We start from the raw sequence: 14847 nt of genomic DNA on the forward strand, positions 1-14847 counted from the left end.
TCGACGTCGCGCTCCGCCCCGCGCAAAGCCATCGTGAAGATGAATCCACCGTCGCGTCACGCCTGTCCAACGACGCGGATGCGAGCGTCGAGGCACACGCGGAGTGCGAACGGAGGCCGCAATGAGCGCTTTCAAAGCCATCCAGGACCAGGTCATCGTCGTCACCGGCGCGAGCAGCGGGATCGGATTGGCGACCGCCGTCGCGGCCGCGCAGCGCGGCGCGGCCGTCGCGTTGCTTGCGCGCAGCGCGGAAACGCTGCGCGACGTGGTCGAGGAGATCAACGCCGGCGGCGGGCGGGCGCTGGCGATTCCCACCGACGTCGGCGACATCGATGCCGTGCAGGCCGCCGCGCGGGCGGTCGCCACGGAATTCGGGCGCATCGATACGTGGGTGAACAACGCGGGCGTGTCGATCTACGGCATGCTCGAAAACACCAACCTCGACGACGCGCGCCGCCTGTTCGACACCAACTTCTGGGGCGTGGTGCACGGCAGCCTGTGCGCCCTCCCCCACCTGCGCGCGAACGGCGGCGTGCTGATCAACGTCGGCAGCGAGGTGTCCGAAGCGGTGGTGCCGCTGCAGGGCGTGTACGCCGCCAGCAAGCACGCGGTGAAGGGATTCACCGACACCCTGCGCGTCGAACTGGAGAACGTTGAGGATGCGAACGTGTGCGTGGTGCTGATCCAGCCCACCGCCGTCGACACGCCCTTCCCCGAGCACGCGCGCAACACGATGCCGCGCGAGCCGAAGCTGCCGACGCCGCAGATCGATCCGGAACAGGTCGCCGACGCGATCCTGCACGCGGCCGAGAAAGGCGGACGCGACGTCAAGGTCGGCGCGATGGCGCGCGTGAACACCGCGACCTCGCACCTGTTCCCGCGACTGGCCGATCGCATGTCGGCGAAACAGGCGCAGCGACAGCAGCGCGACGAGGCGCCGCGCAATCCGATGGGCACGCTGTACACGCCGGGCGAGGCGGGCCGGATCCACGGGTCGCGTTGATCCCGCGCACGGTCGTCCGGCTCTTGCAGCGTCGGCCTCGACGCGCGCTACACACCGATACAAAACCCCCGCCCCGCGAACACATCCGCGATACGCGGTTCCACGACGCTGTCTCCGCCGCGCCGCTGAAGGCGCCCCATCCCGGAGCACGACCATGGACCGCACTGCCCCAGACCGCATCGACCCGCTGCGCCGCCGCTTCCTCGGCACCGCCGCCGCCAGCCTCGCCGCCGCTTCCTTCGGCCTGACCACCGCCTCCGCCAGCGCCGCCACGCCGCGTCCGCCGGCGCGCGGCACGGCCGGCTCCGGCGCGAACGCCACCCTCGGCCCCGTCCGGCAGATCCGCGCCGGCGTGCTCGACGTCGGCTACGTCGATGCCGGTCCCGCCGACGGCGCGCCGGTGCTCCTGCTGCACGGCTGGCCGTACGACATCCACAGCTACGCCGAGGTGGTGCCGCTGCTCACGGCCGCCGGGTATCGCGTGATCGTCCCGCACCTGCGCGGCTACGGCAGCACGCGCTTCCTTTCGCCCGACACGCCGCGCAACGCCCAGCCCGCCGCGCTGGCGGACGATGTCGTGCAGCTGATGGATGCGCTGGACATTCCGCGCGCCGTCGTCGCCGGTTACGACTGGGGCGGCCGTTCGGCCGACATCGTCGCCGCGCTGTGGCCGGAGCGCGTCAAGGCGCTGGTCGCGGTGAGCGGCTACCTCATCGGCAGCCAGCAGGCCTCGCAGGCGCCGCTCGCACCGCAGGCCGAGCTGCAGTGCTGGTACCAGTTCTACTTCGCCACCGATCGCGGTCGCGCCGGCTACGAACGCAACCGCCACGAGTTCGCGAAGCTGATCTGGAAACTCGCCTCGCCGAAGTGGGCCTTCGATGATGCGACCTTCGACCGCAGCGCCGCCGCGCTGGAGAACCCGGACCATGTGGACATCGTCATCCACAACTATCGCTGGCGCCTGGGGCTCGCGCCAGGCGAGGCGAAGTACGATGCGATCGAACGCAGGCTGGCGGGCTTCCCGTCGATCGCGGTGCCGACGATCACGCTGGAAGGCGACGCCAACGGCGCACCGCATCCTTCGCCGGAAAGTTATGCGAAGCGCTACACGGGCAAGTACGAACATCGCCTGCTGACCGGCGGGATCGGCCACAACCCGCCGCAGGAAGCGCCGCGCGCGTTCGCGCAGGCGGTGGTGGATGTGGATCGGATGTGAGTTTTCGAGCCCCTCGCACTACGGGAGAGGGCTGGGGTGAGGGTCGCGACGTGCGGTGCGGTGATGTCTCGACACGGACAGCACACGCTTCTCTTCGGCGCGCTCGCCGCGAGCGGCTTCACCCCTCCCCTAACCTCCCTGCATTCGCAGGGCAGGCAGCCAAACGCTCTCCACACCCACGAAGAACATGGACGGCAGCATCACGCCCGCCCGCCGATATTCCGCGACATGGAACCCTTCCCCGTCGAGCGCAGCCTCATCCGGTTGCGCGTACGCGAACATGCGGCCTACGTCAGCGCCAGCGACACCGTGCTGGCGACCGGCACCACGGGCTTCATCGACGGCGGCGAGGAAGGACTGTACGTCCGGCAGACGCGGCTGCTCAGCCGCTACCGCTGCTTCATCGGGCGCCGGAGGCCGCGTCCGGTCACGCTCAGCAGCGTGCGCCAGGACAGCTGGATGGGGTACTACGTCGTGCCCGCGCCCGGGGTCGGCGAAGCGGAGCCGGACGACCTCGCCTCCGCCGCCGCGCAACAGGCGCTGGAGCTGCGCGTCTCGCGATGGGTCGGCGACGGCATGCGCGAGGAATACGCGCTGACCAACTTCACGCAGGAAGCGGTGGCCTTCCGCCTCGCACTGGACGTCGACGCCGATTTCGCCGACACCGAGGAAGCCCGCGCCCAGCGCCTGCAGAAAGGCACGACCAAACGCCGTTGGCGGCGGTGCGGGGACCATCACGAACTCACCTTCGACTACACCGTCGCGCGCGAGGTGCGCCGCGACGGCAAGCGCCAGCGGCTGCGCTTCGACGCCGGCCTCACGCTGCGCATCGAAACCGACGACGACGTGGTGCCACGCCATCGCGACGGACGCATCGCGTTCGACATCGAGCTCGCGCCGGGCCAGACCTGGGAAGGCCGGCTGCAATGGATCGCGCGCTTCGGCGAGGACACCCTGCCCTGCCCCGCGCCCGATCGCGAACTCGACGGCGCGGAATCGCAACAGGATCCGCACGGCAGCTACCTGGGCGTGGCGACCGACATCGACGCGCTCGATCGCGACAGTCTGTCCGGCGCAGTGGACAGTGCGGTGCATCGTGCGCGAATGGATCTCGCCGCGCTGCGGCTGCCACGCTTCGATCGCGGACCGGACGCCTGGACGGTCGCCGCCGGCCTGCCGATGTACATCGCGTTGTTCGGTCGCGACACGCTCACCACGGCGCAGCAGGTCGCGATCCTCGGGCCGGAAGTGCTGCGCGGCACATTGCCGGTGATGGCCGACTGGCAGGGCCGGCACGAAGATCCATGGCGCGATGAAGCGCCCGGCCGCATCCTGCACGAAGCGCATCCGGGCCCGCTCGCCCAGCTCCAGTTCAAACCGAAGGACCGCTACTACGGCACGCTCACCGGGCCCGGCCTGTTCTGCACGGCGCTGGCGCATCTGTGGCAATGGACCGGCGATCGCCACGCGGTCGCACCGCTCATCGAACCGGCGATGGCCGCGCTTCGCTGGCTCGACGAACGCGCGTGCGACGAGGCGCACGGCTTCCACGCGATCGCCACGCGTTCGCGCGACGGGCTGAAGAACCAGACGTGGAAGGATTCCGACGACAGCATCGTCGAGGAAGACGGTCGCACCGCCGATCACCCCGTCGCGACCTGCGAGGAACAGGGCCAGGCGTACGCGGCCAAGCACGCGATGGCGCAGGTGCTCGACGCGCTGGGCCGCAAGCGCGAGGCGAAACGGCTGGCCGACAGCGCGCAATCGCTGCGCGAGCGCTTCGACGAAACGTACTGGATGGACGACGTGGGCTGCTACGCGATGGCGCTCGGACGCGACGGCCACCTGGTGCGTTCGGTCGGTTCCAACGCGCTGCGCTGCGTGGGTTCGGGCATCGTGCCGGACGAGCGCATCCCGCGCCTGATGGAGCGCATGTTCGCGCCGGACATCTTCAGCGGCTGGGGCATCCGCACGCTGTCCAGCGACCATCCGGCCTACAACCCGTACGCCTATCATCGCGGCACGGTATGGCCGGTGGAACATGGCGCGATCGTGCGCGGCCTCTTCCACCATGCGCAGTTCGATCGCCTGGAACAGCTGTGCCGCGCGCAGTTCGAGATCGCGTCCGCGTTCGACCAGGACCGCCTGCCCGAATGCTTCAGCGGCCATCCGCGCGACAAGCGGCATCCGTTCCCGGCGACGTACCCGCCGGCGAACTCGCCGCAGGCATGGTCGGCCAGCGCGGTGCTGATGTACGTGCAGTCGCTGCTGGGCCTGCAGCCGTTCGCCGCGTTGGGGCTGCTGCTGGTCGATCCGCAACTTCCACGCTGGCTGCCCGCGCTGACGCTGTACCGGCTGCGCGTCGGCAAGGCGCGCGTGACGCTGCATTTCCGGCGCGATGCGGATGGACGAAGCCGGTTCGAGGTGCGGGATCTGGAAGGCGAGCTGACGGTGCGCGCGGCGCATGCGCAGTGGCGCGACGTGATGGCGACGCAGGGGGAGATCCGCGAGCGGTTCGGCGTGTGAATGGCCGCAACAACTCCGCTCTTGCAGCTCTTGTAGCCCGGGTAAGCGCAGCGCACCCGGGGGCCTGTCACGCTCACCCGGGTGCGCTCCGCTTACCCGGGCTACAAAAGCGCACACGCTACCGCAGCCGCGGCAACACCTCCCGCCCGAACACCTCCACGAACTCCCGCTGCCACCGGTTCACGTTGTGCAGGTACAACGCATCGAACCCGAGCGACGCGTATTCGCGCAACCACTGCACGTGCCGCGCGGGATCGGCCGACACGTGCACCGCTTCGGCGACCTTCTCCGGCGCCACCTGTTCGCCCAGCGCCTCGTACGCCTGCGGCGTGCACAGGTCTTCCGACAGGTCCGCCTCCAGGACGTTCGTGCGCCACTGCTCGTGCGCGCCGCGCAGCGCGTCGTCCTCCGAACGCGCGTACGACAGCTTCACCTGCAGGATCACCGGCTTGCCCTCGCCGCCGTTCGCGCGGAACGCCTCGACGATCGGCCGCAGTGTCTCCATCGGCTGGCTCATGGTGATGAGCCCGTCGGCCCAGCCGGCGCCCCATGCCGCGGTCTCCGGCGACAGCGCGGCGACGTGCACGTCCGGCGGCGCCCCGGGCCGCGTGAACAGCTGCGCATGCGAAACACGGAACGCACCGCGATGGTTCACCGTCTCGCCGCGCCAGAGCGCGCGCATCACCTCCACCGCCTCCAGCAACCGACGATTGCGCGCGTCCTTCGATGGCCATTCCTCGCCGGTGATGCATTCGTTCAGCGCTTCGCCGCTGCCCACCGCCATCCAGAATCGCCCGGGAAACATCGACGCCAACGTCGCCGCGGCCTGCGCGATCACCGCCGGGTGGTAGCGCCCGACCGGCGCATTGACCACGCCGAACGTCGCATCCGTGCGCGCCATCGCCGCGCCGAGCCAGCTCCACGCATGGCCGCTGTGCCCCTGCGCGCGGCTCCACGGATGGAAATGGTCCGAACACATCATCCCGTCGAAGCCCGCTTCCCGCGCGCGCGCGACGAGTTCGAGCAGCTCGCCCGGCGGAAACTGTTCGTGCGATGCGTGGAATCCGATGCGGGACATGCGTGTGCCTTCGCGCCATGCGCTTTCGCCATCGAGCCTACGCGCGCGGCGTGAACGCGATGCCATCGCGCGCCCGTGACACGCCCTTGCCGCCACGCGTGCTACATCGCATTCATGGACACGAAGATCGGACACCGGCGGTGGGCCATCGCCGAAGGCTACATTCCCGGCCGCAGCAACGGGCCGGCGCCGGAACTGGAAAGCCACGAAGCCTGTTGCATCCTGAACGCGACCGACGAAGCGGCGAACGTCCGCATCCATGTGTACTACGAGGACCGCGACCCGGTCGGCCCCTACGAACTCACCGTGCCGGCGCGCCGCACGAAGCATCTGCGCTTCAACGAGCTCGACGATCCCGAACCCATTCCGCGCGACACGCCGTACGCGAGCGTCATCGAATCCGACGTGCCGATCGTGGTGCAGCACACGCGGCTGGATTCGCGCCAGGCCGAGAACGCGCTGATGAGCACCATCGCCTTCGGACAGGGATGAATCGCGCGCGGCATGGCATGGCGACGCACTGGAGCAACTGGTCCGGCAGCATCGTCAACCATCCGCGCCGATGGTTGCAGCCTCCGGACGAGGACGAACTGCGCCGGGCGCTGTCGACGCTCGCTCCCGACGACTGGCCGATCCGCGCGGTCGGCACCGGGCATTCCTCCAGCGGCGTGGTCGAAGTCGACGGCACGCTGGTGTCGACCGGGCAGCTTCGCGGCCTGGTGTCGGTGGATGCCACCGCGCGGCGCGCCACCGTCCGCGCCGGCACGCAGCTGAAGGAACTCGGCGAGCTGCTCTATTCGCACGACCTGATGCTGCCCAACTTCGGCGACGTCGCGACGCAGACCATCGGCGGCGCGATCGGCACCGGCACGCACGGCGCCGGACTGGAGCTGCGCAACCTGTCGGACATGCTCGTGGCGGCGGAACTGGTCGATGCGCAGGGCCGGCTGAACACGATCGACGAGCACGATCCGCAACGCCTGCGTGCGGCGAAGGTGGCGCTCGGCACACTCGGCATCTTCACCCGCGTCACGCTGCAGCTGGAGCCCTATGCCGACGTGGAACGACGCGAGTTCGCGGTGCACACCGACCACGCGCTGGCGATGTTCGACGACCTCGCGCGGCGCAACCGTTCCTTCGACTTCTACTGGTATCCCAGGCGCGACGACGTGAAGCTGCGCATGGTCAACGTCGCCGGCGGCGGCACGGTGAGCCTGCCCGGCGCGCGCCTGCTCGAAGTGCGCGGCGGCGCGCCGTACGACGTGATCCCCACGCACAGCGGCATTCCGCACCGGTTCGAGGAATGCGAGTACGCGCTGCCGGCCGACGCATGGCGCGCGTGCTTCGACCGGGTGCGCCGGCGGATGCGGTCGCGCTGGCGACACGTCGTCGGCTGGCGCGTGCTGGTGCGGACGGTGGCGGGCGACGACGCGCTGCTCAGTCCGTGCCACGGAGGCGATCGCGTGACGATCTCGCTGCACCAGAACAGCACCCTGCCCTGGCGCGCGTTCTTCGACGACATGGAGCCGGTTTTCCGCGATCACGGCGGGCGTCCCCACTGGGCGAAGAAACACGGCATGGACGCGGCCGGCCTCACGCCGCTGTATCCGCAATGGGCGGCCTTCGCGCAGGTGCGCGCCGTGCTCGATCCGCGCAGGGCGTTCATGGGCGCGCCGCTGCGGCGACTGCTGGAGGTGGACGATGGCCGCGCGTGATGCCGCGCCGCATCCCGCTCCGATCGGACGCCTGCGCTGGGCCGTGTCCGCCGGCTGCATCCCGACGGATTCGACCGGACCGGAGCCGGAGTTCACCAGCCGCGACGTGTTCGCCATCCTCAACGCCAACGATGCGATCGCGCACGTTCGCGTGCGGGTCGTCTACGCGATGCACGAAATCGTCGGCCCGTTCCGCGTCGCCGTCGCGCCGCAGCGCATGCGCCAGCTGCGCGTGAACGACCTGATCTTTCCCGAGGCGGTGCGATTGGGCGAGGCGTACTCGCTGGTGTTCGACAGCGATGTGCCGGTGGTGGTGCAGTTCGGCCGCTGCGATACGCGTCAGGCGGCGAACGCGGGATTCATGGCGATGGCGTTCGCCTGCGGTTGAAGCACGGACGTCAGCCCTCGCCTTCGCGCCGCCACAGGCGCGAATCCAGGTGCAGCGGCGAGCGGCGGACTTCCTCCAGCGAGGCCGCCTCCGGATGCGCCACGTTGACGAGCACGTTGTGCTCCGTCGGCGAAATGGCGCTGGGCACCAGCAGCGCGAGCGATTCGTGCGAGCGCACCCACGCATCGCCGATGGCCTGCACGTGCGCGCGGTACGGGCGCTCGTGCCAGTCCGGCGGAAGCGACGGCGCGTGCCGCGCGCGTTCACGCGGGATCGTCGCCTCGACCAGGAACAGCGTCTCCTCCGGTTCGCCGTCCAGATGCGCGAGGAACTCCAGCATCGCGCACGAGCAGCACGAGGATGCGTACACCACCGGGGTTCCCGTGGTCGTCCAGCGACCGCCGCCGGAGGCGCCTTCGCGGGAGAACGCCGTGTCCGCATCCTTCTCCGCGACCACGCGGTACAGGCGCAGCATCGGCTCCCCCGCGTCGTGGCCGCTTCGCTGCGTTCGTTCGTGCGGGTGCCTGTCGCCCATCGTGGGTCTGTGGCCGGCGGTGGTCGCGACAGGATCGCGCGGCCGGCGTCGACCGCGCGTGGACGCTCGCGGCGGCGTTCGTTTACGAAAGCGCCACGCGCGGGCCCCTACGCTGAGCGGCCTGGACCAGGAGGCTTGGAGACGATGCGCGAATTCCTGAGGAACAACGGGTTGTCGCTGGTGCTGCTCGCCTGCCTGCTGGTGCCGCTCGTCGGCCAGGTGCTCACCGGCCACAAGGTCTACAACGAGGAACTGGTGCGCGAAGGCGGCGCGCCGCTGACGCTGGCCGCGTACCTGACCAGCGGCCATCTGGTGTCGTCGGTCTTCGAGAACTGGGAAAGCGAGTTCCTGCAGATGGGCATGTACGTGCTGTTGACGGTGTCGCTGCGGCAGCGCGGCTCGGCGGAATCGCGGCCGATGGAACCGCCCGAGGAGGACGAGCCCACGGTCGACCCGGGCCCGACGCCGTGGCCGGTGCGCGCGGGCGGGATCTGGCGGACGCTGTACGGGCATTCGCTGGCGATCGCGTTCGGGTTGATGTTCGCGATGTCGTTCGTGTTGCACCTGTCGGGTAGCTGGCGGCGCGAACTGGCCGAGCGTGCGCTGCGCGGCGAGGCGCCGATCCCGCTGATGGATTACCTGACGGAGTCGCAGTTCTGGTTCGAGTCGTTCCAGAACTGGCAGTCGGAATTCCTGGCCGTGCTCGCTTTGGTGCTGCTGAGCATCTGGCTGCGCCAGGACGGCTCGCCGCAGAGCAAGCCGGTGGAGGCCCCGCATTCGCAGACGGGGACGTGAGGACGGCGTGGTTGTCAGCCCCTCTCCCCACGGGAGAGGGGTTGGGGCGAGGGGCGGCGGCGCGTTGGCGTTGATGATCCCTTGAATGTGCACCAGCACGAGACGAGCAAAAGCACCCGGGTACGGCTTCGCCTTACCCGGGCTACGACAGCAGGCGCCCGTCTTCGGCAACCCTCACACCATCGGCGGATCCGTCTCCCGCACCCAATGCCGATGCTGCGACACCGCGTCGATGAACGCCGCGATCGTCTCCTCATCCTCGCCATCGCCATGCACGATGCCCGGGTCCTCGCTGCCGTCCGGCAACACGCGCGAGGCCCCCGCGCCTTCCAGCAGCGTCGTGGAAGCGCCCAGCGCGAGGATCGGTTTGCAGTGGCGATACTGTTCCTTGACGAACTCCGCCGCGCGTCCATCGACCGCCAGCACCTTGATCGCCCGCTCGCCGTCGGGCAGTACCAGCGCGTCGAACAGCGGCGCCGGTTCGTTCTCCATCGAGGCGTCCGCCTGCAGCGTTTCGCCCTCGGCGGTGATGAACGGACCGATGCGCTGGCCGACCAGGCGCGGCACCGCACCGGCGTCGAACAGCGCCCGCTGCACCGCGGCCAGCGGTGCACCGGCGACGCCATCGCACACCAGCAGCGCGATCTTCCGCGAACGAATGCCGCCATCGCCCGGATGCGCCAGCAGCGACAACGCCGCCGATTGCCGCACTTCCGCGCGCGGCACGCGGGCGAGTGCGCGCGGTGTCGGTTCCACCGGCCCCATGCCAAGCCCCGCCGCGACCGACGTCGCCAGCTCGCGCGACACATTCATCAGGTTCGCCACCATGCGTTCGCGGACCGCCGGCACCGTCACCTTGCTCAGCTCGAAGCGGAACGCACCGACGATGTGCGCCTTCTCCGGCTCGCTCTGGCTCTCGTAGAACAGCGTCGCCTGGTTGTAGTGTTCGGCGAACTTCTCCGGCCGGCCGCGCAGTTCCTCACCGCGCAGCGGCTCGGGGAACGACACGAAGCCCGCCGTTCCCGCCTGGAACGGACATCCGCCGCCGAGGCTGTTGGGTTCGTATGAAACACGACCGCGATGGATCGCCTGGCGATGGAACCCGTCGCGCTGGTTGTTGTGCACCTGCGCGACGGGCGCGTTGATCGGGATCTCGTGGAAATTCGGCCCGCCCAGGCGCAGCAGCTGCGTGTCGACGTACGAATGGATGCGCCCCGCCAGCAGCGGATCGTTGGTGAAATCGATGCCGGGCACCACGTGCGCGGTGCAGAACGCGACCTGCTCGGTCTCGGCGAAGAAGTTGTCCGGGTTGCGGTTGAGCACCATTCGCCCGATCGGCTCCACCGGCACCAGTTCCTCCGGCACGATCTTGGTCGAATCGAGCACGTCGAAACTGAACTTGTTCGCCTGTTCCTCGGTGAAGACCTGCACGCCGAGTTCGTACTCGGGGAACTCGCCGGCCTCGATCGCTTCCCACAGATCGCGCCGGTTGAAGTCCGGATCGGCGCCAGCGATCTTCACCGCCTCGTCCCACGCCAGCGAGTGCGTGCCCAGCCGCGGTGTCCAATGGAACTTCACCAGCCGCGATTCGCCCGCCTCGTTGACGAAGCGGAACGTATGCACGCCGAAGCCCTGCATCATGCGGAAGCTGCGCGGGATGGCGCGGTCGCTCATCAGCCACAGCAGCATGTGCGTGGATTCGGGCATCAGCGAAACGAAGTCCCAGAACGTGTCGTGCGCGGAGGCGGCCTGCGGCATCGCGTGGTGCGGCTCGGGCTTGAGCGCATGCACCAGGTCGGGGAACTTCATCGCGTCCTGGATGAAGAACACCGGCATGTTGTTGCCCACCAGATCCCAGTTGCCTTCGTCGGTGTAGAACTTCACCGCGAAGCCGCGCACGTCGCGCGCGGTGTCCTTCGATCCACGCTCGCCCGCCACGGTGGAAAAGCGCACGAACACCGGGGTGATCTTGCCGTCCTCCTGGAACGGCGCGGCGCGCGTGATCCGGCGCAGCGAGCGGTAGCACTCGAAGAAGCCGTGCGCGCCGGAGCCGCGCGCGTGCACGATGCGCTCGGGGATGCGCTCGTGGTCGAAGTGGGTGATCTTCTCGCGCAGGATGAAATCCTTCAGCAGCGCGGGGCCGCGCAGGCCGGCCTTCAGCGAATCCTGGTTCTGCGCGATCGGCACGCCCTGGTTGGTGGTGAGGAACTGCCCGCCCGAATCCACGCGCACGCGATCGAGCGGGCCCACGGTGGGATTGGTGCCCGGCTGCGCCTGCGTGCCGGTCTTGGGCGATTGCTGCGCTTCGCTGAGCGTGCTTGCGCTGGCGAGCGGCGTCGGCACGACGTGCGCGCCTTCCGGCGGCGCGAGCGCGTTGTCGCGGCCGTACTCGGCGGCCTTGGTCGGATTGTGGTCGAACGTGGCCGCAGCTGCCTGCACGTCCAGGCCTTGTTGCACGAGCGGATCGTCGGCGCCGCCGGACATCTTCGCCGGGCCGCTGTCGGTCGGCGCGTGGCGCGCGGCGCGCGAGCCGACGTTCTTCTTCGTCGCGGACTTGCGTGCGGAGGTCTTGGTCGGGGCGGTCTTCTTCCGGCTGGCCATGAAGTGTTCTCCTTCGATGCTGGCGCGTGTGGACGCAGGGGCGTGCGGACAGGAAAACGCACGGCGCGCCCTGACCTCGCCGGAGCTTGACGTCTGCGAAGTGGACGTTGCGTCGTGCGCGGCGCATCGATGTTCATGTTGGCGAAGACGGCGTGCCCGTCGCCGATTCATCCGCTCGCGCCGCCCACCCGTGCATGCGCCACTTCTTCGCTCCGCGTCGAAGTTTCTTCCGCGCCCGCGTCCGCTTCCACGTCGCCTGCGTCATGCGCCTGCGCAACGAAGCATCGGGCGCGATCGACGCCGCTGGCATGCGCCTTGCGACAGCCTGCTCGACAGGGCCGACGAGGGGACTTCATGCACGCAGGGGAATTGCCGAAGGGCTGGCGCATCTATGCCGAGCCCGCCACCGCCGACGGACGCTGCCGGCTCCGCCTGATCGCACCCAGTGGCATCAGCAGCACCTGGTGGCTGCGATCGAACATGAATTCCGGACAGGTCGTTTGCGCCCTCGCCCACGACCAAGGCCGCGCGGGCGCGCGCGAACGCGGCAGCCGGGTGATCGACCGGCGCGTACGCGACACCGACGAGCCTTACCGCTCCACCCGCTGAACGGACGCGGCACCGGCCCCGGCGCGCTCACGCCGGGGAGACGCCGTGCCCAGCAGATTCGTGGCGTGTTCCCCACGCGCTGCGGTTTCGCATGCCCACGCAGGAAACTCCCGGCTCGCCCGACGGCCCGCTCGACACCGGTTCCCTCGACATCCGCCTGTTCGACGGCAATGGCAAGGTCGAGGACATCGAGCTGCACGCGGTGGACCTTCCGAAGCTGGAAGAACACCAGCTGCTCTGGGTCGACCTGGAAGGCGGTGGCGATGCCTGCATCGAGCAGGCGTTCGAGCAGCTGGGACTGGCCGGCGAGAGCCTGCGCGACTTCGCCGACCGCAGCGCAAGTCCGGAACTGCGCGTGCACAACGGCGTGTTCTTCGTGCGCGTGGTGGCGGTGCGCAACGACGGTGACCTGGCCTACAACGGCACGGTGGTGTCGATCCTCACGGGGAAGAACTTCGTCGTCACCGCGCACCAGGAACCGGTGGAATTCCTCAAGCAACTGCGCGAGCGCGAAAGCGACGATCCCGGCCTGGGCATGCTCAGTGCGGACAGCTTCACCGCGTCCCTGCTGGACTGGCACCTGAACACGTACTTCGAAGCGGTCGCCGATTTCGAGAGCGCGGACGAGCGGCTGGAGAACGACATCCTCGACGAGAGTCGCCGCCACTGTCTCGGCGACCTGCGCGGTCTGCGCAAGGCCGCATCGCGCCTGCGGCGGATGCTGTCGGCGCATCGGACGGTGTTCTCGGCGATCGCGCGGCCCGACTTCCGCCCCACCGCCGACGGCGAGGTGAACCGCCACTTCCAGACCGTCGACACGCATTACCAGCGCGCCATGGAAGCGGTGGAAAACGCGCGCGACGTGGTGATCGGCTCCTTCGAACTGTTCAGCAACCAGACCGCGCTGCGCACCAACGCGATCATGCGCGTGCTGACGATCCTCACGGCGGTCACGGGCAGCCTGGCGGTGGTCGCCGGCGTGCTGGGAATGAACTTCAAGGCGCCGTTCTTCGATACGGGGCTGACCGGGTTCGTCGTGGCGATCTGCGGGATGGGGGCGCTGGCCACGGTGGGGTTCACGCTGGCGTGGTGGCGCAAGTGGTTGTGAAGCAGGAGTGAGTGAAAAGAGCGAGAAGCGAGCAGCGCTCCACTCACCTCTCGCTCCTCCGCCTTCTCAATCCGGATACAGCACCACCTTCCGGCAATCCTCCTGCTTCTTCTCGAAGACCTCGTATCCCCTCGGTGCGTCCGACAGCGGCATGCGGTGGCTGATGATGATCTCCGGGTGCAGCTCGCCGTTGGAGATGTGCTCCAGCAACTGCGGCATGTACTGCTGCACGTGGGTCTGGCCCATGCGGAACGTGAGGCCCTTGTCGAACGCGTCGCCGAACAGGAAGCCGTGGATGAAGCCCGCGTACACGCCCGGCACGCTCACCACGCCGCCACGCCGCGTCGCCGCGATGCACTGGCGCAGCGCCTTGCCGCTGGAGCCTTCCAGCTTCAGCGTCGTCATCGCGGTTTCCAGCTTGCTGCCCTTGGCCTCGAACCCCACCGCTTCGATCGAGGCGTCCACGCCACGGTTGTCCATCATCGCGACGATGCGCTCGGCGGGGTCCTCTTCCTCGTCGAAGTCGATCGTCTCCACGCCGTAAGTGTCGCGCGCGAACTGCAGCCGGTACGGATGGTGGTCGACCATGAAGATGCGCTCGACGCCGAGCAGCCGCGCGCTCGCGGCGGCCATCATGCCGACCGGCCCCGCGCCGAAGATCGCCAGCGACGACCCCGGCCCCACCGCCGCGTTGATCACCGCCTGGTAGCCGGTGGGCAGGATGTCGGACAGGAACAGCACCTGTTCGTCGCCGAGCGTGCTGTCGGGAATCACCAGCGGCCCGACGTTGCCGTGCGGCACGCGCACGAACTCCGCCTGCCCGCCCGCGTAGCCGCCGTACAGGTGCGTGTAACCGAACATGCCGGCGCCGGAGCGCACGTCCTTCTTGTTGAGGATCGCGCCGCGATCGGGATTGGTGCGCTCGCACGCGGCGAAGAGCGCGCGGCTGCAGAAGAAGCAGTCGCCGCAGGAAATCGTGAACGGAACCACGACGCGGTCGCCACGACGCACGCGCGTGACGCCCGGGCCGACGTCCTCGACGATGCCCATGAACTCGTGGCCGAGGATGTCGCCGTCCTTCATGCCCGGCACCTTGCCGCGATACAGGTGCAGGTCCGAACCGCAGATCGCGGTCGCGGTGACACGCAGCAGGAGGTCGGTGTCGTCGACGATCGCCGGATCGGGCACGTTCTCGACGCGCACGTCGAAGGAACCATTCCATGTCAGTGCTTTCATTCACAGCTCCTGGTCGTCGATTCATCGATACGCGGCG

General features: G+C 69.1%; 13 protein-coding genes. 9 read left to right on the forward strand and 4 right to left on the reverse strand.

Annotated features, from left to right (window positions below):
• Positions 1-121: 121 nt before the first annotated feature.
• The 3 genes from I4U41_RS00515 to I4U41_RS00525 all read left to right on the forward strand — a co-directional run bounded on the left by I4U41_RS00515 (position 122) and on the right by I4U41_RS00525 (position 4745).
• Positions 122-1003 carry an SDR family oxidoreductase gene (locus I4U41_RS00515; RefSeq protein ID WP_206858616.1) on the forward strand — a complete coding sequence of 294 codons (882 nt, stop codon included), beginning with the start codon at positions 122-124 and terminating at the stop codon, positions 1001-1003.
• A 154-nt stretch (positions 1004-1157) separates the two neighbouring features.
• Positions 1158-2219: an alpha/beta fold hydrolase gene (locus tag I4U41_RS00520; RefSeq protein WP_206858619.1), complete on the forward strand. Its 1062-nt coding sequence runs from the start codon at positions 1158-1160 to the stop codon at positions 2217-2219.
• 228 nt (positions 2220-2447) lie between these two features.
• Positions 2448-4745 (forward strand): amylo-alpha-1,6-glucosidase, encoded by a 2298-nt coding sequence (locus I4U41_RS00525; RefSeq protein WP_206858623.1) that lies wholly within the window; start codon positions 2448-2450, stop codon positions 4743-4745.
• 118 nt (positions 4746-4863) lie between these two features.
• Here the strand turns inward: I4U41_RS00525 and I4U41_RS00530 are convergent, their stop codons facing one another.
• Positions 4864-5823, reverse strand: coding sequence for a TIGR03885 family FMN-dependent LLM class oxidoreductase (locus tag I4U41_RS00530; protein WP_206858638.1), 960 nt, complete (start codon positions 5821-5823; stop codon positions 4864-4866).
• Between the two features lie 114 nt (positions 5824-5937).
• Here I4U41_RS00530 and I4U41_RS00535 point away from each other — a divergent pair, with 114 nt between their 5' ends.
• From I4U41_RS00535 to I4U41_RS00545, 3 genes are read left to right on the forward strand one after another with little or no spacing between them, the layout of a single operon-like run.
• On the forward strand, positions 5938-6315 hold the full coding sequence (locus tag I4U41_RS00535; RefSeq protein ID WP_206858641.1) for a sensory rhodopsin transducer: 378 nt from the start codon (positions 5938-5940) through the stop codon (positions 6313-6315).
• A gap of 17 nt (positions 6316-6332) precedes the next feature.
• The gene (locus tag I4U41_RS00540) at positions 6333-7538 is read left to right on the forward strand and encodes a D-arabinono-1,4-lactone oxidase (protein ID WP_206858658.1); all 1206 of its coding nucleotides are present in this window, start codon (positions 6333-6335) and stop codon (positions 7536-7538) included.
• Positions 7525-7926, forward strand: a complete 402-nt coding sequence (locus tag I4U41_RS00545; protein ID WP_206858662.1) for a sensory rhodopsin transducer — start codon at positions 7525-7527, stop codon at positions 7924-7926. The genes I4U41_RS00540 and I4U41_RS00545 overlap by 14 nt, the downstream gene beginning before the upstream one ends.
• A gap of 10 nt (positions 7927-7936) precedes the next feature.
• On the opposite strand, the gene I4U41_RS00550 is transcribed toward I4U41_RS00545, so the two are convergent.
• Positions 7937-8461, reverse strand: coding sequence for an RES family NAD+ phosphorylase (locus I4U41_RS00550; RefSeq protein WP_206858664.1), 525 nt, complete (start codon positions 8459-8461; stop codon positions 7937-7939).
• Between the two features lie 144 nt (positions 8462-8605).
• On the opposite strand from I4U41_RS00550, the gene I4U41_RS00555 reads away from it, so the two are divergent.
• Entirely contained in the window at positions 8606-9256 is a 651-nt protein-coding gene (locus tag I4U41_RS00555) for a DUF6766 family protein (RefSeq protein ID WP_206858667.1), read from the forward strand.
• 174 nt (positions 9257-9430) lie between these two features.
• On the opposite strand, the gene I4U41_RS00560 is transcribed toward I4U41_RS00555, so the two are convergent.
• Positions 9431-11857, reverse strand: a complete 2427-nt coding sequence (locus tag I4U41_RS00560; RefSeq protein WP_242524932.1) for a catalase — start codon at positions 11855-11857, stop codon at positions 9431-9433.
• Positions 11858-12211: 354 nt separating this feature from the next.
• Between I4U41_RS00560 and I4U41_RS00565 the strand changes: the two genes are divergently transcribed.
• Positions 12212-12466, forward strand: coding sequence for a hypothetical protein (locus I4U41_RS00565; RefSeq protein WP_206858670.1), 255 nt, complete (start codon positions 12212-12214; stop codon positions 12464-12466).
• A 91-nt stretch (positions 12467-12557) separates the two neighbouring features.
• On the forward strand, positions 12558-13574 hold the full coding sequence (locus tag I4U41_RS00570; RefSeq protein ID WP_206858673.1) for a magnesium transporter CorA family protein: 1017 nt from the start codon (positions 12558-12560) through the stop codon (positions 13572-13574).
• A gap of 66 nt (positions 13575-13640) precedes the next feature.
• On the opposite strand, the gene I4U41_RS00575 is transcribed toward I4U41_RS00570, so the two are convergent.
• Positions 13641-14810 carry a zinc-dependent alcohol dehydrogenase gene (locus I4U41_RS00575; protein WP_206858676.1) on the reverse strand — a complete coding sequence of 390 codons (1170 nt, stop codon included), beginning with the start codon at positions 14808-14810 and terminating at the stop codon, positions 13641-13643.
• Positions 14811-14847: the final 37 nt, after the last annotated feature.

The organism is Lysobacter changpingensis, from assembly GCF_017308985.1.
Classification (GTDB): Bacteria; Pseudomonadota; Gammaproteobacteria; order Xanthomonadales; family Xanthomonadaceae; genus Lysobacter_J; species Lysobacter_J changpingensis.